17 protein-coding genes are annotated in these 22,863 nt (G+C 66.1%); 2 read left to right on the forward strand and 15 right to left on the reverse strand.

Translation table 11 applies throughout. The annotated features are described in order from the left end of the window. Positions 1–6: 6 nt before the first annotated feature. From M2390_RS07380 to M2390_RS07405, 6 genes are all read right to left on the reverse strand, one after another. On the reverse strand, positions 7–990 hold the full coding sequence (locus M2390_RS07380) for a siderophore ABC transporter substrate-binding protein (protein ID WP_259177837.1): 984 nt from the start codon (positions 988–990) through the stop codon (positions 7–9). 218 nt (positions 991–1,208) lie between these two features. After that, positions 1,209–3,245: a DUF853 domain-containing protein gene (locus tag M2390_RS07385; protein WP_259177838.1), complete on the reverse strand. Its 2,037-nt coding sequence runs from the start codon at positions 3,243–3,245 to the stop codon at positions 1,209–1,211. Positions 3,246–3,365: 120 nt separating this feature from the next. Beyond that, positions 3,366–4,364 carry a nucleoside hydrolase gene (locus tag M2390_RS07390; RefSeq protein WP_259177839.1) on the reverse strand — a complete coding sequence of 333 codons (999 nt, stop codon included), beginning with the start codon at positions 4,362–4,364 and terminating at the stop codon, positions 3,366–3,368. Positions 4,365–4,396: 32 nt separating this feature from the next. Next, on the reverse strand, positions 4,397–5,026 hold the full coding sequence (locus tag M2390_RS07395) for a phosphatase PAP2 family protein (protein WP_259177840.1): 630 nt from the start codon (positions 5,024–5,026) through the stop codon (positions 4,397–4,399). A 154-nt stretch (positions 5,027–5,180) separates the two neighbouring features. After that, positions 5,181–6,407 carry a multidrug effflux MFS transporter gene (locus M2390_RS07400; RefSeq protein WP_259177841.1) on the reverse strand — a complete coding sequence of 409 codons (1,227 nt, stop codon included), beginning with the start codon at positions 6,405–6,407 and terminating at the stop codon, positions 5,181–5,183. 114 nt (positions 6,408–6,521) lie between these two features. Further along, positions 6,522–7,697, reverse strand: a complete 1,176-nt coding sequence (locus tag M2390_RS07405) for an ROK family transcriptional regulator (RefSeq protein ID WP_259177842.1) — start codon at positions 7,695–7,697, stop codon at positions 6,522–6,524. Positions 7,698–7,815: 118 nt separating this feature from the next. Here M2390_RS07405 and xylA point away from each other — a divergent pair, with 118 nt between their 5' ends. Next, positions 7,816–9,009 (forward strand): xylose isomerase, encoded by a 1,194-nt coding sequence (gene xylA, locus M2390_RS07410; protein ID WP_259178066.1) that lies wholly within the window; start codon positions 7,816–7,818, stop codon positions 9,007–9,009. A gap of 72 nt (positions 9,010–9,081) precedes the next feature. Beyond that, entirely contained in the window at positions 9,082–10,554 is a 1,473-nt protein-coding gene (xylB, locus tag M2390_RS07415; RefSeq protein WP_259177843.1) for a xylulokinase, read from the forward strand. 55 nt (positions 10,555–10,609) lie between these two features. On the opposite strand, the gene M2390_RS07420 is transcribed toward xylB, so the two are convergent. From M2390_RS07420 to M2390_RS07460, 9 genes are all read right to left on the reverse strand, one after another. Further along, positions 10,610–11,905 carry an MFS transporter gene (locus tag M2390_RS07420; protein ID WP_259177844.1) on the reverse strand — a complete coding sequence of 432 codons (1,296 nt, stop codon included), beginning with the start codon at positions 11,903–11,905 and terminating at the stop codon, positions 10,610–10,612. Positions 11,906–12,280: 375 nt separating this feature from the next. Next, positions 12,281–13,447 carry a cystathionine gamma-synthase gene (locus M2390_RS07425; RefSeq protein WP_259177845.1) on the reverse strand — a complete coding sequence of 389 codons (1,167 nt, stop codon included), beginning with the start codon at positions 13,445–13,447 and terminating at the stop codon, positions 12,281–12,283. Between the two features lie 199 nt (positions 13,448–13,646). Continuing rightward, a complete protein-coding gene (locus M2390_RS07430) occupies positions 13,647–15,014 on the reverse strand; it encodes a cystathionine beta-synthase (protein WP_187976835.1) in 1,368 nt (455 codons plus the stop codon). Positions 15,015–15,126: 112 nt separating this feature from the next. Further along, on the reverse strand, positions 15,127–16,992 hold the full coding sequence (locus tag M2390_RS07435) for an ABC transporter ATP-binding protein (protein ID WP_259178067.1): 1,866 nt from the start codon (positions 16,990–16,992) through the stop codon (positions 15,127–15,129). A 199-nt stretch (positions 16,993–17,191) separates the two neighbouring features. Next, positions 17,192–18,142 (reverse strand): carbohydrate ABC transporter permease, encoded by a 951-nt coding sequence (locus M2390_RS07440; RefSeq protein WP_259177846.1) that lies wholly within the window; start codon positions 18,140–18,142, stop codon positions 17,192–17,194. Between the two features lies 1 nt (position 18,143). Next, the gene (locus M2390_RS07445) at positions 18,144–19,277 is read right to left on the reverse strand and encodes a carbohydrate ABC transporter permease (protein ID WP_259177847.1); all 1,134 of its coding nucleotides are present in this window, start codon (positions 19,275–19,277) and stop codon (positions 18,144–18,146) included. Positions 19,278–19,292: 15 nt separating this feature from the next. Beyond that, on the reverse strand, positions 19,293–20,675 hold the full coding sequence (locus M2390_RS07450; protein WP_259177848.1) for an ABC transporter substrate-binding protein: 1,383 nt from the start codon (positions 20,673–20,675) through the stop codon (positions 19,293–19,295). Between the two features lie 182 nt (positions 20,676–20,857). Next, positions 20,858–22,099, reverse strand: coding sequence for an MFS transporter (locus M2390_RS07455; RefSeq protein ID WP_259177849.1), 1,242 nt, complete (start codon positions 22,097–22,099; stop codon positions 20,858–20,860). Further along, entirely contained in the window at positions 22,096–22,716 is a 621-nt protein-coding gene (locus M2390_RS07460) for a MarR family winged helix-turn-helix transcriptional regulator (protein WP_259177850.1), read from the reverse strand. Before M2390_RS07460 ends, M2390_RS07455 begins: the two co-directional genes overlap by 4 nt. Positions 22,717–22,863: the final 147 nt, after the last annotated feature.

A 22,863-nucleotide genomic window follows, 5' to 3' on the forward strand; every position in this document is an offset into this window, starting at 1 on the left:
GCAGCGTCACGCCTTGGCCGCGGCGAACGCGGTGGCGAGGTCGCCGAAAAGCTGAGTGTAGGACTGGATCCCCTCGTCCAAGTAGAAGGACGGATCCGCATAAACCACCTGCGACTTCTGGATCGCCGGCACGTTCTTGAGCGCCTCGGCGTTTTCCAGAACCTCCTTGGCGGGGACATAGCCCTCCTCACCAAATCCGCCGTCGCGGTCCAGCACCACAATCCAGTCAGGGTTGGCGGCGGCGATGGCCTCGGCGCTGAGGTCGTCACCGTGGGAGGTATTTTCGGCGTCCTGCTCGATCGCGGGCTTCAATCCCAGCGTCGGGTACAGCAGTCCCAGGCTGCGCCCGGTCACCGGTGCCACATAGCCGATCTTGCCTCCGGAGACGATCAGCGCCAGCACGGTTCCCGAGCCGTCATAGGATTTCTTCGCGTCGGTGATCGCCGCGTCCAGGCCATCGGTGAGCGTTCGGGCGTCACCCGCCCGGTCGAAGATCTGCCCCAGAATGGTGGTTTGCCTTGTGAGTTCGGCGATCACATCCCGATCCTTTCTCGGGTTGATCTCGATGGTGTTCGGGGCCATCTTCTTGATCTCCTCGTAGTAGCTGCCGAAGCGATAGCCTCCGATCACCAGGTCGGGCTCGGCCTCGATAATCTTCTCCAGGTCGGGCTCACGGTGGTTGCCGATATCAAGCACGGCCGCGTCATCCACATACTTCGGCCAGGCCGTTCCCATAACCCCCTTGGGGGCAGCCACGAGGGGGATGTTCCAGTCGTTCAGGGTTTTGAATACGGTGTTATCCAGGGCAACAACGCGTTCGGGTTTGACCGGGATCTCGATGGATCCGAAGTTGTCCTCGATCGTGACGGTGCTCGCCGCCGGGGCCGAGGAATCCTCCGCGGCACCCCCGGAAGTGGCCGAGCAGCCGGTCAGGATCAGGGCGGAAATGGCCACGGTGGCGAACGTCGTCGCCGCGCGTGTGCTGTGCATGTTGATGGTGTCTCCCAGCGATTCATCGAGCCGAGCGCACGCCAAATAGTGCCTCACCGTGCGCCCACCTCGTCTGCGGTGCGGATGAGAATTCATCCCGAATTTAGTTTAGGCTTCCCTAATGTTTTTAAGTCAGACGGGTGTGCGCATCGTCTAAATTGGCGCAAAAAAAGGCGGCCATCCCGGACACCCGGTGATGGCCGCCTCGAGGTTATCCGCTAGCGACGCCGACGGGTTCCGAAGATCCCCTCGACCACTCCGGTCAGGATGTTCTTGGTCGCCTTCGACCCCAGGACCTCCTCCAGCACGCTCTTCTGCGAGTTGGACTTGGTGGAACGCCCGGTCCCCGCGGTCTTTTTCAGCAGCCGCTCATACTCGGCATCGGCCTTCTTGCGGGCGGCCTCCTGAGCCTTATCGATAGCCGCCTGCTGCTTGGCGTATTCGGCATCAATCTTGGCCTGATCCGCCGCCGCCTGGGTTGCCTCGGCCGCCGAGTGGGCGGCCTCGAGGCGCGCGGTGAGGATTTCGCGCGCGGACTCGCGGTCCACCGCGGTGCCGTATTTCGCCAGCAGCGGGGACGCGGCGATCGCCGCCTCAATCTGCGGCATCGGGGTGGGGTCCATCCGCCCCTGCGGGGCACGCAAGCGGGTCCAGGCCACCGGGGAGGGGGCACCCTTCTCGTTCATCACGGTCACCACGGCCTCACCGGTCCCCATCGCCTGGAGGACCTCGGCGAGGTCATAACCGGATTTGGGATAGGTCGACACGGTGGCCTTGAGCGCCTTGGCGTCGTCGGGGGTGAAGGCACGCAGCGCGTGCTGCACCCGCGAACCCAGTTGGGCGAGCACATCGGCGGGTACATCCTTCGGGGTCTGGGTGACAAAGAAAATACCCACACCCTTGGAGCGAATCAGCCTCACCGTCTGCACCACCTGCGCGAGGAAGTCCTTGGAGGCGTCGGTGAAGAGGAGGTGAGCCTCGTCGAAGAAGAACACCAGCTTGGGCTTTTCGAGGTCCCCCACCTCGGGCAGCGTATGGAACAGCTCGGCGAGCAGCCACATCAGGAACGTGGAGTAGAGGGCCGGCTGATCCTGTACCCCGGGCACCTCCAACAGCGAGATGATCCCACGACCATCGGCCGCGGTGCGCAGGAACTCGGCGGCATCAATTTCGGGCTCACCGAAGAATCGGTCGGCACCACGGTCGGCGAAGGTGATCAGCTCGCGCAGGATCACCCCGACGGTCGCCGCCGAAAGTCCACCCAGGTCCTTGAGCTCGGCCTTGCCCTCATCGCCGGAGAGGAAGGTGAGGACCGCGCGCAGATCGGAGAGATCCAGCAGCGCCAGGCCGGCCTTATCCGCATAGTGGAATACCAGGCCGAGACTCGACTCCTGGGTGGCGTTCAGCCCGAGAACCTTGGAGAGCAGGGTGGGGCCAAAGCCGGCGATGGTTGCCCGAATCGGCACCCCGGTGCCCACACCACCGAGGGAGAAATACTCCACCGGAAAGCTGGCCGGGGTCCAGTCCTGGCCCAGGGCCGAGGTGCGCTTGAGGAGCTTCTCGTTGCCCTCACCGGGGGTCGCGACCCCCGAGAGGTCGCCCTTGATATCGGCGGCAAACACCGGAACACCGTGGGCGCTGAGCTGCTCGGCGAGACCCTGCAGCGTCCGGGTTTTGCCGGTTCCGGTAGCCCCGGCCACCAGACCGTGACGGTTCATCATGGCCAGCGGGATGCGCACCTGCACGCTCGGATCGGGTTCGCCGTTCATCAGCGCGCCCACCTCGAGCGCCGCGCCTTCCAGCGTATATCCGGCACGGATCACGCCCGCCTGCTCCGCGCTCAGCGGGGCACCGGGCACGGGAGTGCCAACGGCTTCGGCGGAAGCAGCGGGCGGGGCAGCAGGTTCGGCGGCAGGTTCGGCGGCAGGAACAGCGGGCGGAACAACAGCCTCGGTGGCAGGAGCAACGGCAATAGGCTCGGCAACCCCGGGCCCGGTTGCACCCGGCTCAACGACAGCAGCAGACTCGGTGGGAGCAGCCGGGGCGGCGGGCTCGGCCGCGGCGGCAGGTGCCGCATCGGCGTTGGCCGCGGCGAGCGCGGCCAGGGCCTCCTGCGCGCGGGCCACCGCGGCGGTGGCCTCCTCCTGAGCGCGCCGGGCAGCCTCGGCCAGGGCCGCGGCGTCCTGAGGCGCGGCGGCTGTCGGTGCGTCTGCGGGTGTTCCTACGGATTCGGAATTGGTGGCATCTGCGCTCATGGCATGAGCATAACGATTCCGATGCGCGCTGTCACGGGACAATCAGTAACCGGTGTCGCCCCATTTCGGGCAGCACCCCACCGATCGGGTGGGGTGCCGGGAAGGTAAACGGGCCGCGCGTTAGGCCGCGGGGGCGGCCGGGGCGTCGATTCGCTCGATCACGGCCATGATGGTGTCGGCGGCATCCGCGGGCACCTCAAGGACCACGCGGCTGAGTGCACCGGCGCTGACCGAGAGGGCGTAGTTCCGGTAGCGGCCGCGCAGGTCCACAACGGTCTGACCGCGGGCGGGGCCTCGACCGGTCTCGACCACGACGGAGGCTTCGGGGGCCAGACTCAGCGAGACGTCGCCGGTGGCGATGGCGGCGGCCAGCGGGTCGTGCAGCGAGGCGCGACGCTCCCCGTAGACGCCGATGTAGAAGTCCAGGTAGGTGTCGAGCATCGCGCCGAGTGCGCGCAGACCCGGCTGGGTCGAAGCCGACAGGCGGGCCTGCTCGGTAGCCCCCACGGTGTGCTCCATGGTCACATCCAGCGGAACCAGGATCGTGTTGAATCCCGAGGTCAGCACCGTGTGGGCGGCAACCGGGTCCTTATAGATGTTGGCCTCGGCGGCGGCGGTCGCGTTACCCGGGGCGAGGGCGGCTCCACCCATGATGGTGAGCTCACCGATCAGCTCGGGCAGGCGCGGCTCCAGCGCGAAGGCGATCGCCAGGTTGGTCAGCGGGCCGATTGCCAAAACCTTCAGGGTGCCGGGGTACTGCCGGGCCAGATCCACCAGAAGCTGCGCGGCCGAGGTATCGACGCGGGTGGCATCCACGGCGGGCAGATCCACGTCTCCGATGCCGTTCTCGCCGTGAACAAACGCCACGGTTCCGGCAAAAACCCCGTCCAGCGGGTGGTGCGCCCCGACGGCGATCGGAATGTCGGTGCGCCCGAGCGCCCCGAGGAAGCGCGCGGTGTTCTCGGCGGCCTCGGCGGCGCTGGTGTTGCCGCTCACCGTGCCCACACCAACCAGGTTGACGCCGCGGCCGATGAGATAGGCGATGGCCAGGCAGTCATCGATGCCGGTGTCGCAGTCCAGGAAGAACGGTTCGGCAATGGGGTGGGTGGCGACCGACATGCGGGGCTCCGTTCAGCGGGATCAGCGAGGGATCAGCGAGAAAGCTGGGTGGTGTGTTTGCCTCGTCCGGGGCGGAAGAAGATGAGCCAGGCCAGCAGGGCAATTCCCGCGCCGAGCGTGGCACCGGCGAGGGTGTCGGTGAACCAGTGCGCGCCCAGCAGGTTGCGGGAGAGCGCCATGATCACCACGTATATCGTACCGATCCAGGCGATCCACCAGCGACCAAAAATCAGGGCCAATGCGATCATCATGGTTGCGGCGTTCGCCGTGTGCCCCGAAGGGAAGGATCCGTGATCGGCGGAGACCATGAGCACCTCGGGCCGGGGACGCTCAATAATCTTCTTCACCAGCTGCACCAGCAGGGCGCTCACCAGCGAGGCGATCAGGAAGTAAAGCCCCGTGCGCAGGCCGCGACGCCACCACAGCAACCCCGAAATCAGCAGCGGCAGCACGTAGGTCCCGATCACCCCGCTGCCAAACACGTTGAGGAACAGCGCCACCGACACCAGCGGGACGCTCTCCCTCCAGGGCAGCAAATCCTGCATCCAGGTGCGGTCCCATCCGGTACTGGCACCGGTGACCACGAGCACCAGGATGATCGCGAAGGCCGCGAGGAGTGCCACCCCGGTGATACCCAGAGCGCGTCGCTGTCGGATTGTCATGGCACGTCCTTCTCGAATCAATAATTCGTTCAGGCTAGCCCGAAGCCCCCGGGCATGGACAAAACCACGCGCCGGGGGCGAAGACATGCACCGGGCATCCCCGGCTAGCACTCAGATGTTATCCAGGGATGACGTCGAGGCGAATAAGCGGTGACTAGTCGGTGAGCGGCGGAACGGTCTTGGGCCGCACCACGGCCCACAGGATGATGATTGCTGCCACCGAGGTGAGCACCATGACCATGCCCATCGCCGGACCATCGCCACCAAACAGACCCACCAGCGGCGAGAGGATTCCGGCCAGACCGAAGTTCACCGCCCCCATCAGCGACGCCGCGGTTCCGGCCGCCGCGCCGTGACGGGCCAGGGCGGTAACCTGCACCGCCGGGAATCCGAATCCACAGCTCATGATGAAGATAAACAGCGGAATCTCGATGCCCAGCAGCCCGGAGTCCAGATTGCCCATGATGATGATCGAGATCGCCGCACACAGCTGCAGGATGGTGGAGCCCACGAGTACCCAGGGCGGACCGATCTTGCGCATCAGGCGCGAGGAGATCTGCACCCCGGCGACGATCCCCACCGAGTTGATCGCAAACAGGATGCCGTACTCGGTCGAGCTCAGCCCAAAGAATTTCTGGAACAGGAACGAGGAGGCCGAGAGGTAGGCGAACAGGCCCGAGAAGCTCAGCGCGCCGATCAGGATCGCGCCCACGTAGATGCGGTCGGAGAGCACCGAGCGGTAGCCCAGCACGGTCGCCTTGAATCCCGAGGAGCGGCGGCGCTCGGGCGGTAGGGTCTCGACGATCCACAGGGTTACGGCCACCATCACGCCCACGCCGTAGAGGGCCAGCACGATAAACAGTCCGCGCCAGTGCATGAGCGGCAGCAGGGCGCCACCGATCATCGGGGCGAGGATCGGCGCCATCCCGTTGACCAGGGCCAGACGAGAGAGCATCACCACGAGCGGGCGGCCACCAAAGAGGTCGCGCACGGTTGCGGTGGCGACCACGGCCCCCGCGGCGGCACCGGCACCCTGGAGCACGCGGAAGATTGCCAGGACCGTGATGTCCGGGGCGAACAGGCAGCCCAGCGAGGCCAGCACGTGCACGGCGGTCGCGATCATCAGCGGGGTGCGGCGCCCCACCCGGTCACTCCACGGCCCCATAAAGAGCTGGCCGATGGCAAAGCCCACGGTGGTTCCGGTGAGCGTCAGCTGAATCGAGGTCATGCTGACCCCGAGGTCGGTCTGCATCGTGGGGAACGCGGGCAGATAGAGGTCGATGGTGAACGGGCCGAGCGCGGTCAGCGCTCCGAGGATGAAAACGTAGGCCAGACGCTGGCGGCGGCTCAGCGCATCGCCAGGGTGTACAACGGTGGTCACGGGGTCCTTTGCTGTGGAGGATGGACAGTCAACAAGATCGAATCGATTCGATGAATCCGTTAACCCTATCGACTCGCCCCCGCCACGGCCAAGCTAGTTCGGACGTTATGTGAGTTATTTTTCCGCGGCCACCGCGTCGACGAGCTCGGAGCGCAGCGGAATCTGCGCGGGATCGGCGATCAGGCGATCGATGACGGGCTCGGCCGCCCCGATCAGCAACAGGTCGGCACCGAGCTCGGCCCGCACAATCTCGGCCTGCTCCCCCGGCGGAACCAGGGCAAATTTGGCGACCGTGGCGGCGAGCAGCTCGGGCTCACGGGCGGCGATGATGCCCAGGAATCCACCCAGGACCACACGGGAGGGGTTCACAATGTTGATCATCCCGGCGAGCGCCCGGCCCAGCACCTCGGCCTGCGTCGCGGTAATCGGGACGGAGGCCTCCCCCAGCAGGCGCTCCAGCTCGGCGTCGTCGATGTCGGCACCGGGGGCGACCGCGGCCACCAGGGCATCCCGGGTCACCGCCCGCTCCAGCGCGGTCCCGCCCTCGGTTCCGAAGGTGTGGCCAAACTCCCCCGCATAACCGCCGGCACCGCGGATGGGACGGCCCCCCAAGACCAGCCCGCCACCGATACCGGAGGCACCACCGTTGAGGTAGATCAGGTCGTCGATTCCGCGGCCCGCCCCAAAGTAGCGCTCGGCGCGGGCACCCAGGCTCGCATCGTTGTCCACCGTGACCGGCAGCCCGGTGGACTCGGCCAGCAGCTCGGCGAGCGGCGCATCCACCCATCCCAGGCGGGGCGCCAGGCGGACCATGCCATCCGAGGCGCGCACCAGGGCGGGAACGGCGACACCGATCCCGGCGATCTGCACCCCCTCGGGCAGGCGTGCGCGAAGCTCAGTCACCAGGTTCGTGGTTTCGGTAACCACCCGGGCCACGCTGGGACCCGAGCGGAATCCCCGACGAAGACGGTCCACAACACTGCCACCCAGGGTGACCGCGGCCACGGTGACCCCGTCAAACTCGGGGTTGACCGCGAGGATGAGCGTGGTGTCGCTCGCGGAGACCACCGGCGAGGGCCGCCCCACGACCCCCTCGGTATCGGGGTTTGACTCCACCACGAGCCCGCGCGCCACCAGCTCGGCCACCAGTGCGGCGATGGTGGAGCGGTTGAGTCCGGTTTCGCGCGTCAGCACCGAGCGCGAGAGCGCGCCCTGCCGGTGCACCAGGTCGAGGATGCGACCGAGGTTGTGGCGGCGGACGGCGTCGAGATTACTCCCCGTGGGTTTCACAGTTTCCCCTTAGTTTCTCCCGAATCCTATCCCATCAACCCTTTTTGGTGGCGCAAACAACAATTCCGTCGTAATATGTCCTTCAATGCAACAAACTCCCTCGATGAATGGACCCAGCATGGCAATGAAGCCCACCAAGGCCGACAAGTTTTCCTTCGGACTCTGGACCATCGGTTACAACGGAACCGACCCGTTCGGCGGCCCGACCCGTCCCGACCTCGACGTGGTTGAGGCCGTCGAACGCCTGAACGACCTCGGCGCGTACGGACTGACCTTCCACGATGACGACCTCTTCGCATTTGGATCGAGTGATGCCGCTCGCCAGAAGCAGATCGACCGCCTCAAGCAGGCCCTCGCCGACACCGGCATCGTGGTTCCGATGGTCACCACCAACCTCTTCTCCGCCCCCGTCTTCAAGGATGGCGGCTTCACCTCCAACGACCGCGAGGTACGCCGATTTGCGCTGCGCAAGGTACTGCGCAACCTCGACCTGGCCGCCGAGCTCGGCGCCAAGACCTTTGTCATGTGGGGCGGCCGCGAGGGCAGCGAGTACGACTCGGCCAAGAACGTGGGTGCGGCCCTGGAGCGCTACCGCGAGGCCGTCAACCTGCTCGGCGACTACGTCACCGACAAGGGTTATGACATCCGCTTCGCGATCGAGCCTAAGCCCAACGAGCCCCGCGGCGACATCCTGCTGCCGACCCTGGGTCATGCCCTCGCCTTCATCAACACCCTGGACCGTCCCGAGCTCGTGGGTGTGAACCCCGAGGTGGGTCACGAGCAGATGGCCGGGCTGAACTTCACCGCCGGTATCGCCCAGGCCATCGAGCACGGCAAGCTGTACCACATCGATCTCAACGGCCAGCGCGGCATCAAGTACGACCAGGACCTGGTCTTTGGCCACGGCGACGTGATGAACGCGTTCTCGCTGGTGGACCTGCTGGAAAACGGCGGCCCGAACGGCGGCCCCGCCTACGACGGTCCGCGTCACTTCGACTACAAGCCCAGCCGCACCGAGGACATCACCGGGGTCTGGGATTCCGCGGCCGCCAACATGGCCAACTACCTGATGTTCAAGGAGCGCGCCGCGGCCTTCCGCGCCGACCCCGAGGTTCAGGCGGCGTTCGCCGCGGCCCGGGTAAACGAGCTCTCCGAGCCGACCCTGAACGCCGGCGAGAGCTACGACGATCTGATCGCCGACCGCTCCGCCTACGAGGACTTCACCCCCGAGCGCTACTTCGGCGGTCAGGGCTACGGCTTCGTGCGCCTGCAGCAGCTGGCCGTGGAGCACCTGCTGGGCTTCCGCGCCTAAACCCTCGCAGTAGTCTCGATGGTGGGTGGGGTGCTCAGCAGCCCACCCACCATCACCGATCTAAGGACCCCCATGAGCCTCGTTGCCGGTGTCGATTCGTCCACCCAGAGCTGCAAGATTGTTATTCGTGATGCCGCGACCGGGCGCCTGGTGCGTCAGGGCCGGGCATCCCATCCCGAGGGCACCTCGGTGGATCCCGCCGCCTGGTGGGAGGCGCTGGGGACCGCGATCACCGAGGCCGGCGGGCTGAGCGATGTCGCGGCGATCTCGGTTGCCGGTCAGCAGCACGGCATGGTGGTGCTGGATACCGAGGGCCGGGTCATCCGCGACGCCCTGCTCTGGAACGATACCCGCAGCGCCCAGGCGGCCCTCGACCTGATCGAGGAGGTCGGTGCCGAGGCCTATGCCGAGCGGGTGGGCGTGGTCCCGGTAGCCTCCTTTACCGCGACCAAGCTGCGCTGGCTGCGCGATGCCGAACCCGAAAACGCCGCGCGGGTGGCCGCGGTCGCGCTCCCCCACGACTGGCTGACCTGGCGACTGCGCGGGTACGGTCCCGTCGGCGAAAGCCCGCTCGGGCCCGACCTGGAGCAGCTGCGCACCGACGTCTCCGATGCCTCGGGGACCGCGTACTGGTCGGCGCGCACCGGCGAATACGACCTCGACCTGTTCGCCCGGGCGCTGGGGGTAGCCGGACGATCCGCCGGAACACCGGGCACCGGCGTGATCCTGCCCGCCATCGTGGCCCCCGGCACCGCCGCCGGCACCGGAATCGACGCCCGCCTGCTGGATGGCACTCTCTCCGCCGATCCCGCGGGCATCGCCGACCATATTGTTGTCGCCGGTGGGGCCGGAGACAACGCGGCGGCGGGGCTCGGTCTCGGGGCCCAGAGCGGTGACGTGGTGGTCTCGATCGGCACCAGCGGGACCGTGTTTGCGGTGACCGAGGCCTCGCCCAATGATCCCACCGGAACCGTCGCGGGTTTTGCCGCCGCCTCGGGGGAATTCCTGCCGCTGGTGTGCACGCTCAACGCGGCCCGCATCCTCGACGCGATTGCCGGGCTGCTCGGGGTGGATCACACCGAGCTGGGCCGCCTGGCCCTCGAGGCCGAGCCGGGATCCGACGGCCTGGTCTTGCAGCCCTACTTCGAGGGCGAGCGCACCCCGAACCTGCCCGACGCCACCGCGACCCTGTTTGGGATGACGCTGGGTTCCACGGTGCGACCAAACCTCGCCCGCGCGGCGATCGAGGGCCTGCTGTGCGGTCTGGCCGACGGGCTGGATGCCGCCCGCGAGCAGGGGGTCACGGCCCGACGGATCCTGGTGATCGGCGGGGCCGCGCAGAATGTCGCGGTCCAGAGGATTGCCGCGCAGGTCTTCGATGTGCCGGTGGTCATCCCGACCCCCGGCGAATACGTGGCCGACGGCGGGGCGGTTCAGGCCGCCTGGGCACTCACCGGAGCACGTCCCGGCTGGGAGCTGGAGATTGCCGCCGCCCCGACGCCGGATCACCGTCCCGAGATCCGCGCCGGATACTCGGCCCGCTAACCACAAACGCGGGCGGCCGAAGCCGCCCGCGTTCGGGTAGTGCTCAATTCCTGAACTAGTGGCCCACCGGCACCGCGGCCGGCTGGGCCGCCTGCGCGCTACGCAGCTCGGCCTCATTGGGCAACTTGAGGAAGATCGTCACGACAAACGCGAGACCGTAGAGCGCGATCAGCCCCCAGGCGATGCCCTGATATCCGGTGACCGCAACCAGCGCGGCAACCAGACCCGGACCCACGACGGCCGCGAGACCCGCGCCCAGGTTCAGCACCGACATGATCGCGCCGGTCTCGCCGTGTCCGTGCGCGATGGCCAGCGGGTTCATCGGCACATACGCGCTGGCACCGGCACCCATGATCACCGAGGCCAGGGCGATCAGTGCGAAGTTCGGGCCCACCAGCTGCGGGATGTAGTAATAGGCGAAGATGCCCAGCGCACACAGCGGGGTTGCGATCCACTGGGTTGAGCGATGCCAGCCGATCCGGTTACCCAGGTTTCCCCAGACCACGTTGCCAATCACCGCCGAGATGCCGTAGACGGTGAACACGTTGATCGCCAGCGCCTCGGGCAGATGAATCTCGGAGACCAGGTAGGGCACGTAGAACACGGCCACGGCCAGCGGACCGGCGAGGTTGACCACCTTGACGATCAGCAGCAGCGACACCTTGGGACGACGCCAGAGGATCGAGAGTCCACGGGCCAGCGCCGCGGTGGCGTTGCCTCGGGTGGACTCGGTCTTTGCCGCGGTCCGACCCAGGAAGGCGATGCCGGCGATGCCGCCGATCGCGGCCAGGGCGAAGCCCACCCAGAGAGTGGAGATGGCACCGACGCCGGGCAGCAGGACGCTGGCCAGGGCCGGACCGATGATCTGCATGCCGCTGGAGAACGCGAACCAGAACCATCCGGCCACCGGCGACTGCTTCTCGGGGGCGGATGCGTTGAGCACCCAGGTGAGGAAGCCGTAGGCGAAGAAGGGATAGCCGATGCCGCGCAGTGCGTAGATCCCGATCACCAGGCCGAGGTTCTGCGAGGGCAGCGCCACCAGGATGAACAGGGCCGCGAAGAAGAGGAAGGCCACCAGTCCGATGGTCATCACGCGGCGCACACCCCAGGCCTCGGGCAGCGCACCCGAGAAGAAGGAGGCGATGGCCACCACGATGCCATAGGCGGTGATGACCGCACTGGCCTCGGCGACGGTGAAGCCCTCGGTAGTGTGCAGGTAGTTGGCGAGCCAGACGGACTCGATGCCATCACCAATCAAAAAGACGGTGACCGCGGCCAGGCCGATCGCAATCGGTGCGGTCAGGCCCAGACGTTCAAGGAGCCCGCGACGCGGGACGAGGGTGGAAGTCATGCGGGTGCCTCGGTTTCGGTACGCAAACAGTGAGGGTGCACGGAACGTACTTCTCCTCATTGAGTGAAACTGCGTGGGGGATGATTTTCTCAAACTAACACGCGATTTTTTGCCCACCCCCGCCCGTTCTCAGCGCCCGAATGACCGCTTCGTAACCGGTTGTCCCCCGAGCGGGACGCCCTGTTTCCGGGCTTTGTTTCGGGTATGGCGCCCACTCGGTGACCGTTGAGCGTGGCATCCCGCCCGTTCTGCGTGGCCGAGGCATCCGATTCGGTTCGCCCACACGAAACCGGGCGGACCCTCGCAGTGAGGATCCGCCCGGTTGTGTACGTCAGTGTTCGGCCCGCGATCACATGCGAAGCCCCACGGTGAACTCTAGGCCAGCCGCGCGGCCGTGCGCTCGAAGGCGCGCTCCAGATCGGCCAGCAGGTCCGCCACGTCCTCCACACCCACCGAGAGGCGCAGCACGTTGTCCGGCACGGCCAGCTCGGTGCCGGCGACCGAGGCGTGGGTCATCAGCGCCGGGTAGTTCATCAGCGATTCCACGCCGCCGAGGGATTCGGCCAGCTGGAACAGCTCGGTGCTCTCGGCAAACGCGATCGCCGCCTCGCGTCCACCACGCAGGGCGAAGGACACCATGCCGCCAAAGCCGCTCATCTGCTTCTTGGCGAGCTCGTGTCCGGGGTGGCTCTCCAGGCCCGGGTAGTACACACGCTCGACCTCGGGACGCGACTCCAGCAGCTCGGCCACGGCCTGCGCGTTCTCGCCGTGCTGACGCATGCGCAGCGGCAGGGTCTTGATGCCGCGGGTGGTCAGCCAGGCCTCGAGCGGGGCGGAGATCGCACCCACGGCGAACTGCTGGAAGCGCACGGCCTCGGCCAGTTCATCATCGTTGAGCACAATCGCGCCGCCGATGACGTCGGAGTGGCCGCCGATGTACTTGGTGGTCGAGTACACCACGATGTCCGCGCCGAGGGCCAGCGGCTGCTGCAAAACCGGGGTCGCAAAGGTGTTATCCACCAGCACGCGCACGTCCTTGGCATGGGCCAGTTCGGCGAGCGCGGCAATGTCGGTGATCGCCAGCAGCGGGTTGGAGGGGGTCTCTACCCAGAGCAGCTTGGTGTTATCGGTGATCGCCGCGGCCACCGCGGCGGTGTCGCCGAGGTCCACCACCGTGTGGGTGATGCCCCACGGGCCGAAGATCCGGCTGATCAGTCGGTAGCTTCCGCCGTAGGCGTCGTTGCCGATCACCACGTGGTCGCCGGGACGCAGGATCGCGCGCAGCAGGCCGTCCTCGGCCGCGAGTCCCGAGGAGAAGGTGATCGCATGCTTGGCGTTATCCAGCGCCGCCATCTGGGTTTCCAACGAGGTGCGGGTGGGGTTGCCGCCGCGGGAGTACTCGTAGCCTCCGCGCAGCTGGCCCATCCGCGCCTGGACGAAGGTCGAGGTGAGGTAGAGCGGCGGGATCACGGCACCGGTGGTCGGATCAAATTCCTGGCCGGCGTGGATGGCGCGGGTGGCGAAGCCTTCGGAGTGGGTCATGGGGTGTCCTTTCGGAAAAAACGTGTGTGCGCGAGGCGCGGGGAGGGCGTGCGGGGGCACGCCAAAGTGGCTGGCGACGGGGTCGCCCGAAACGCGATGTTACGGGGCGATTAGCGCGGACACTCGCCGGTGGCACCGGACACGTTGTGGGTCGCGGTGGCGGCCAACACGGCCACCGGAACCCCATGGATGGTGCTCATTATGCGGTGGCCTTCGCGGCCAGGGCATCGATCAGGATGCCGGGGGTCAGGATCGCCACGGGCTTGCCGTCGGTCAGCACCAGCAGGATGCCGTGCTCCTCGAGGGCGACGCGTGCCTCGGCAATGCCGCGGCCCGAGCCGATGGTGGCGATCGGCGCACCGATGCCGCGGTCCACGGCCGTCTCGGCGGTGATCTCGCCGGCCAGCAGCCCGGCGAGCAGGTCGGATTCGCGCACCGCACCCCAGACCTCGCCGAGGACCGGGTCCGCGGTGGTCGTGATGATCGGCAGGGCGGGCAGACCGAGCTCGCGCAAACGCGCGCCGGCGGCGGTCACGGTGTCCGCGGGGGCGAGGCGCGGAAGCGCGGCGCTCACGTCTGCGGGCAACACGCTTGCCAGGGTCTCGCCCTCGCCGTGGTCGTACCCAAAGTCGCGCATCCATCCGTCGTTGAAGACCTTGGTGAGGTAGCCGCGGCCGGAATCCGGCAGCAGGATCACCATCACGTCATCGGGGCCGAGGGTCCGGGCCACGCGGAGTCCGGCGGCCACGGCCATACCGGAGGATCCACCCACGAGCAGTCCCTCCTCGCGGGCCAGACGGCGGGTCATCGCGAAGGATTCGGCGTCGTCAATCGCGATCGCCTCATCCACGAGCTCGGGATGGTAGGTACCCGGCCACATGTCCTCGCCCACACCCTCAACCAGGTAGGGGCGACCGGTGCCACCCGAGTAGATCGAACCCTCGGGATCGGCGGCGATGATCCGCACGCCGTCATTCGACACCTCGCGCAGGTAGCGCGCGGCACCCGAGATGGTCCCGCCGGTACCGGCACCGGCCACGAAGTGGGTGACCTTGCCGTCGGTGTCGCGCCAGATCTCGGGTCCGGTGGACTCGTAGTGGCTCAGCGGACCGTTGTCGTTGAAGAACTGGTTGGGCTTATAGGCCCCGGGGATCTCGGCGGTCAACCGGTCCGAGACCGCGTAGTAGGACTGCGGAGAATCGGGGCTCACCGAGGTCGGGGTCACCACCACCTCGGCACCGTAGGCGCGCAGCACGTCGCGCTTTTCCTCACCCACCTTGTCCGGGGTGACAAACACACACTGATATCCGCGCTGCTGGGCAACCAGGGCCAGGCCCACACCGGTGTTTCCACTGGTGGGTTCCACGATCGTGCCGCCCGGAAGCAGCTCACCGGACTTCTCGGCCTCGGTGATCATCTTCAGCGCGACGCGGTCCTTCACCGAGCCGCCGGGGTTCAGGTACTCGACCTTCACCAAAACGGTTGCGGTAATGCCCTCGGTGACCCGGTTCAGCTTGACCAGCGGGGTGTTGCCGATCAGGTCCACCACGGACTCTGCGTACTTCATGTGTGTGATTCCTTACTCGCACCCGGGGTTTTCGGGCGGCGGCGGATGGTCGTCCGCAACCTTAACTGTAACGGGCAGAAATCAAGTGTTACGTTTCGGCGATTATGGCCCGCTAGCCGTGCATCTGCTCGGCGAAGAGACGGGCATACAAACCCTCGGCAGCGAGCAGTTCCTCGTGCGTTCCCGACTCGACGATATGCCCACCCTCAAGCACAAATATGACGTCCGCGGACACCACGGTGGAGAGCCGGTGAGCGATCGCCACGGTGGTGCGTCCCTCCGAGGCCTGCTCCAGCGCACGCTGCACCACCCGCTCGGAGAGGGTGTCCAGCGCACTGGTGGCCTCATCCAGAATCAGCACGGGCGGATCCTTGAGCAGCACCCGGGCGATGGCCACCCGCTGTTTTTCGCCACCCGAGAGCCGGTAGCCGCGCTCCCCCACCAGGGTGTTGTAGCCCTCGGGGAAACGGGCGATGGTGTCGTGGATGTTGGCCGCGCGGGCGGCCGCCTCCAGCTCGGCGTCGGTCGCATCGGGTTTGGCATAGCGCAGGTTCTCGGCGATGGACGCGTGGAACAGGTACGTTTCCTGATTGACCACACCGATGCGCTCAACCAGGGACTCGTGGGTCAGGTCGGTCACCGCGGTGCCCGAGAAGCGCACGGTCCCGCCGGTGGAGTCGTAGAAGCGCGGAATCAGGTACGAGATCGTGGTTTTTCCGGCGCCGCTGGGGCCCACAAACGCGGCAAACTGGCCGGGACGGATACTGAAACTCACCCCGTCCAGGGTCGCCGGTTCGCTCTCCGAGGCATCGGGATAGCGGAAGGTCACGTTGTCGAAGTCGATCTGCCCGGCCGGGCCCTTCGCCCGGGACACATTCACCGCGTTTGGCGCATCGGCGATCGCGGGCTTCAGGTCGAGGTATTCAAAGATGCGGGCAAACAGCGCGCCCGAGGTCTGCAGGTCAAGGCCCACCCGCATGATCGAGATCAGCGGGAACAGCAACCGCGACTGCACCGTGGTGAAGGCCACGATCACACCGGCGGAAATATCCGTCGCCCCGCCGGCGATCAGATAGCCCGAGACCAGGTAGACGATCGCCGGGATCGAGGAGAGGAAGATGTTGACCATCGCGAAAAACCACTGGCCGCTCATCTGCTGGCGCACCTGGAGGCCCACCTGCACCTTATTCGCCGACTGGTAGCGGCCGATCTCGGCTTCCTGACGGCCGAAGCTCTTGGCCAGCAGGATGCCCGAGACACTCAGGGTCTCCTGGGTGATCGCGGTCATCTCGGAGAGCGATTCCTGCGTCTGGGTCGCGATGCGCGCCCGCACCTGGCCTACCCGGCGCTGGGCGATGACCAGGACCGGCATCAGGATCAGCGCGATGATGGTCAGCTGCACGTTGAGCATCAGCATCGCGACCAGTGCGGCGATCACCGTGACGATGTTGCCCAGCACGCTGGAGATCGTGTTGGTGAGGACCGAGGAGACCCCACCCACATCGTTTTGCAGGCGCGACTGGATCACACCGGTCTTGGTGCGGGTGAAAAAGCTCAGCTCCATCTCCTGCAGGCGACGGAACAGGCGCACCCGCAGGTCGCCCATGACCGAGTTTCCCACGGTCGCGGTGAGCCAGGTTTGCCAGACACCGAGGGCGGTGGAGAGCACAAAAATGACGATCATCGTGATGACGATGGTGGTCAGCACCGGGAGGTTCGGGGTGCCGTCCTTGGGGAACAGCCCGTCATCAAACGCACGGGACACCAGCAGCGGCGGGAGAACCGAGAGCGCGGCCCCGACCAGAACCAACGCGATCGTGACGATGATCTTGGGTTTATACGGGGCAAACAGGGTGAAGATTCGGCGCAGCAGGTGCGGGATTTTTGGGGCCTGCGCGTTCATGGCGCGCTGGGCGGACTCGTCCGCACCGCTCACCCGTCCGCCGCCGCGGCCGCCTCCGCCGCCGGGTCCCCGCATACTCATCGGGCCGCGTTTTCCCGGAGTCCCGGGGCTCGGACTCCCTTATTTGTCACCCTCGCTGCGCGCATACTCATGCGGTCAGCATACTCCCGCTTCCCCGACACACGGGCGAGACAATCCCACCCCGTATGGGTGTCTGACGCGGCGGTACCGCACCTGCGCCCGGCGGCACCGCCACCGTGTGTGGAAACGCATCCTATCCCTTGGTTGCCCCGGCCAGCAGCCCGCGCACGAAGTAGCGCTGAAGCCCCAGGAACACCAGCAGCGGAATGATGATCGAGATAAACGCCGCCGCCGAAAGCAGATAGGTGTTCTGCCCCTGGGTGCCCACCATATTGGTCAGCATGACGGTGATCGGGTTCTGCTCGCTACTGGAGAAGACCAGCGCGATGAGCAGGTCGTTCCATACCCAGAGGAACTGGAAGATCGCGATCGAGGCGATGGCCGGCATCGCCAGCGGCAGCACGATCCTCAGGAAGATCTGCCCGTGCCCGGCACCGTCAATCCGCGCGGCCTCGAACAGGTCGTTGGGCAGACTGGCGATGAAATTATGCAGCAGGAAGATCGTCAACGGGAGCGCCAGGATCGTATGGGCCAGCCAGATTGAGGCGAACCCACTGTCACCTCCGAGCGGCCGGACCACCACGGTCCCAAAGATCTCCCCACTGCTGAAGAGCCGAAGCAGCGGCACCATGACCATCTGAATCGGCACGATCTGCAGCGCAAAGATGCCGATGAATATCCAATTGCGCCCGCGAAACGGAATCCACGCAAACGCATAGGCGGCCAACAGCGCAAGCCCCAGGGGGAGGATCGCGCCGGGGATGGTGATGGCCAGCGAGTTGAGCAGGCCCTCCCCAATATTCACGTACACCCGGGTCGGGTCGAAGATCGCCTCGTAGTTATCCAGGGTCAACCCGCCATCGGTAAACGCCGTCCACCATCCGCTGGTGGCCACCGCATCGGGGGTGCGGAAGGAGGAAACCAGGAGGCCAAGCGTTGGGAGCGTCCAGAGAATCGCGATCAGCAGGGCGGCGATGGTCGCGGTTTTGGAGCTGAGTTTCTCGCGTACCCGATCGAGCGTCCGCGGTTTCTCAGGTGGGAGATTCGGGCGTGTATTGGGATCAAGCACCGTACTCGCGGCCATGTTACTGCCCCTCTCTGCTGCGACGAAGATTGCGGACGTTAATCACGATGAGCGGGATCACCAGAATGCACAGCAACAGCGCAAACGCCGCCGCCCGCCCGTTTTCTCCCAGGGTGAAGCGCTCATACATCTGTTGCGCCAGCACCCCGGAAGAGTTCCGGCCGTTGGTCATTGCGATGACGATGTCAAACACCTTGAGCGAGGCGATCGAGGCGGTGGAGAGCACCACGATCAGGGTGGGCCGAATCCAGGGGATGGTGACCTGGGTAAACCGACGAAATGCGCTCGCACCGTCCAGGGCCGCCGCCTCATGCTGCTCGGCGGGCACCCCCTTGATCGCAGCGGAGAGCACCACCATCGCGAATCCGACCTGGATCCACACAAAGACCACGATCATCGCAAAGGTGTTGGCGGGGGCGCTGGAGAGCGGATCCACCGGCCCCAATCCCACCATCCCCAGCACCGCGTTCATCAGGCCGACCTGTGCCTCATCGGCGGGACGGGCCTGGTAAACCAGACGCCAGATGATCGATGCCCCGACAAACGAGATGGCCATGGGAAGAAATACCAGCAGCTTGTAGATCTTCTCGCCCCGGCTGTTATCGATAAACACCGCGTAGATCAGACCCAGGATGGTGGAGGCCGCGGGTGCCACCAGCACCCAGATCAGCGTGTTCCCCACGGTGATCAGGTTGTCCGGGTTGGAGAAGATCCAGGCAAAGTTCTCGAAGCCCACAAATACGGTGCCCGAATCATCCTGAAACGCAAACAGCACGGTACGGATAAACGGGATCACCAGGCCCAGGATCAGCAGCGCCCCGGCGGGGGCGAGAAACGCCCACAGTTGGAGGAGTGATCCCGCACCCCGGCGGGCGCGCCGGTCGAGCAGGAACAGTCCCAGCCCAACCAGCGCGCCGGCGGCGATCGCGATGTCGTACGTGTGCAGGAGTGCCAGGATGATCACCGGCACCAGCACGGCCAGGGAGATCCGGAAGATCGTTCCGCCCCGGCCGGGCCGCGGAAGGTACTCCACCGCCAGGACGATCAGTCCCACCACGGCCACAAACACCGCGATGATGACCACACCCTGAAGCAGTACCGGCAGCGTGGCTATCCAGTCAAAAAGTTCAGGCATTGTGCGCCCTACCGGCTACTTGACGGGCCAGCTGGCGTCGATTTTCCTGGTGATATCCGGTAGGGATCCCCCGTCGATCCAGTCGGTGATTCCGGTGAGGAACGAGGTGGTGCCGACCGCCGCGGGCATCAGGTCGGAGGCATCGAACCGGAAGGTAATGTCGGGGTTTTGCAGAACCGAAATCGACTCCTTCAGGATCGGGCTCGATGCGGCGTCGGGATCTAGCCCGGTGTTGGGCGAGATCACGCCCCCGAGCTTGACCCGGGAGTTTGCCCACTCGGGCGAGGCCAAATAGGCGAGGACCTTGGCCGAGGCAGCCTTGGTGTTGAAGGCCGCTACGGTATCGCCGGCACCGGTAACCGCGTTGTTCTTGCCGCCGTCGGCACCAAATCCCGGGGTCGGGAAGGCCCACAGGTCGGCGTCGGGCCCGACGCTGAGCCCCGCGCTCTGGGCAAAGGTGCCGAAGAAGGAGGCCTGGTGGGTGAGGACACACTTGCCGGATTTAAAGGCGGCGGCAATCTCATCGCCATAGCCGGTGGCGTTGATCGAGGTGGAGCTTCCGAATCCCGCATTGACGTAGTCGGGGTTTAACAGAATCTTGCCGGTCTCCTCAAACGCCGACTGAATGCGCGGATCGCTGAAGGGGATCTTGTTTTCCACCCAGTCGTCATAAACCTCGGGACCGGACTGACGCAGGACCACGTCCTCGATCCAGTCGGTTCCGGGCCAGCCACTGGCCGCGCCGGCGGAGAATCCCGCGCACCAGGGCGGAGCGGAGGTGTCGGCCTGGATCTTGGCTGTCAGGTCCAGCAGCCCCTGCCAGGTGTCCGGTACGTTCCAGCCTCGCTCGGCGAACAGGCTGGGCGAATACCAGATGAAGCCCTTGACGGTTGCCAGGATCGGCACCCCGTAGACGGTGCCATCAACGGTTCCATAGCGCTGCCAGTCTGCAGGATAGTTCTTTTTCAGCGCCGCCTGCACCTCGTCATTGGCCGGTTGCAGGGCCTTCTTCTTCGCTAGGTCGGCGAGCAACCCGGGCTGGGAGAAGATCGCCAGATCCGGGGTCTTATTGGCCTGAACCTGCGACTGAATACGTTGCTCAAACCCCTTATCGGTATTCAGTTTGATGGTGATGTTGTTGTCCTTGGCCCACGTGGCCCAGGACTTTTCCAACTGTGCCGCCTCCTCACCACCGATATTGGTGGCGATGGTCACGGTGTTCGAGTTTTCGGCGGCCGGTCCCCCTCCTCCGGGACCACCACATGCCGTCAAGGCACCGATACTCACGCCGGCGACGGCGATGCTGAAGACCACACGCGAACGGGCTCGGGATGAGCGGCGCGAGGGGTACGGAGATTCACGGTGCAGGCCGATTCTGGGGAAGACTGCTTTGGGCATAGTCACGCTCCTTTGAGTGATGGCTGCTAAGGCCAGTCAGCCTAACAGCGTGCCCAGAGCAGAACAACGCATTATCCGAATTCCCATGGCTTCGTTATATTTCTGCCCGGATCAGGGAAATCGTCTTCTGGCACAAAACGGCGGGCTCGGATCGCTCCGAGCCCGCCGTCACAACCACACAACTAGGCCGCATCCCCCAGCACGATATCCGCAGCCTCCTCGGCCGCACTTTCGTGACCCTCATCCGCGGTAACCAGGGCCTTGCGTCCCAGGATCAGGATCAGCACCCCGATCAGCGCGGCGGCCGCGGCCAGGTAATACGGGGCCGCGGGGGCGATCGCCGCGGCGAGTAGCGCGCCCACGGGCGGGGCCACCGCGCCACCAAGGAACCGCACACCCGAGTACGCCGAGGAGGCCACCGAGCGCGGCAGATCGGTGGATTCCATGACCGCCTCGGTCAACACCGTGTTGGAAATACCGAGGATCAACCCGCCCACGATGATCGCGATAATCAGCCCGGTCCGGTTATGGACCACGAGTCCGGCGGCGATCAGATCCACGGTCAAGGCGGTCAGCACCACCATCAGCAGCCGCGAGCGGCGGAAGTGCCGCAGCAGGATCGGGGCCACCACCACGCTGGTGATCGCCAGGGCCACACCCCATCCGAAGAACACAAAACCGAGTCCGGTGGCCCCGAGCTCCAGCGGGAACGGGCTATAGGCCAGCAGGATAAAGAACGCCACGTTGTAGAAGAATGCGGTGGCGGCCAGCAGGGCCAGGACCGGGCGGCGCAGGGCGCTAAAGGCCGCGGTGAATTTGACCGGGGCAGGCTTAGCGGGGTCCTTCTTGAGGATCGTCAGGATCGCGATGAACCCGATAGCCATCAGGCTTGCGGTCCCGAAGAACGGTCCGCGCCAGGAGATGTTCCCCAGCAGGCCACCCAGCAGCGGGCCCACGGCGATGCCCACACCCAGCGCCGCCTCGTACAGCACGATGGCCGAGCCGGCACCACCGCTGGCGGCGCCCACGATGGTTGCCAGGGCGGTGGAGATGAAGAGGGCGTTGCCCAGCCCCCAGCCGGCGCGGAAGCCGATGATCTCGTCCACGCTGCCCGAGAGTGCCGCCCCCAGGGCGAAGACCACGATGATGACCAGGCCCAGCAGCAGCGTGCGCTTGGCCCCCAGGCGGCTGGAGATCCAGCTGGAGAAGAACATCGCCAGGGCGGTGACCAGCAGGTACGAGGTAAAGAGGAGCTCAGCCTGGGCCGGGGTGGCGTCAAGATCCTTGGCGATGGCCGGGAGGATCGGGTCCACCAGGCCGATGCCCATGAATGCGATCACCGAGGCGAAGACCACGGCCCAGACCGCGGTGGGCTGCTTCCACATGCTGGGAGCGTCCGGTACGGTGGTGGCGTGGCCGCTCATGCGCGGGCCTCCCGGGCGGCGGACGCGTCGGAATCCGAGTCATCGGCAGAACCCGAGTCGGCGGCGGAGCCGGAACCCGCGGCATCGGCGGAGCCGGACACAACGGACTCGGTAGGCTCGCCCTCCTCGGGCAGCTCGGCTACCTCGGGAGCTCCCGGTCCCACCGAACCGGAGATGCTCACGAGCTCGGCGAGGATCCCGGCGGCGGAATCCAGCGTATTCAGCTGCTCATCCGAAAGCGCCTCAAACCGAGGGGTGAGCGCGGTCAGCACGGTTTCACGCCAGTTCGCCAGGGCCGCGCGGCCCTCGGCGGAGAGTTCCAGCACGGTTGCGCGGGCATCGGTCGGGTCGGCCACGCGGGCCACCCAGCCGCGCTGTTCCAGCAGCCGGATGATCTTACTCATCGTGGGCTGGGACACCCGTCCGTGCCGGGCAAGTTCGCCGGTGCGCATCGGCCCGGAGGTGTTCAGGGCGTCGAGGGTGCGCCAGATCGCCGGAGATTCGGTGCTGGAGGTGGAGTGGGCGGCGATGCGGGTGAGTCGGTGTGCCGAAAACACGAGGTCGCCCAGGATGGCGTGCAGATCACGCCGCGAGGTGGATAAATCAGAACTGGACATGGATCCATAATACATAGCCAAGCTATATAAATCCTGAATTCCGGTATTTAACGCGGTAACGCGTGGCACCCGGGGGTGCCACGCGTTACGAATGCGATCAGAAGATCGACTCAGCGCATTACGCTCAAGTAAGTGCTCCTCGCGGAG

Origin of the sequence: Mycetocola sp. BIGb0189, assembly GCF_024810155.1 — a bacterium.
In the GTDB taxonomy this organism is placed as follows: domain Bacteria; phylum Actinomycetota; class Actinomycetes; order Actinomycetales; family Microbacteriaceae; genus Mycetocola; species Mycetocola lacteus.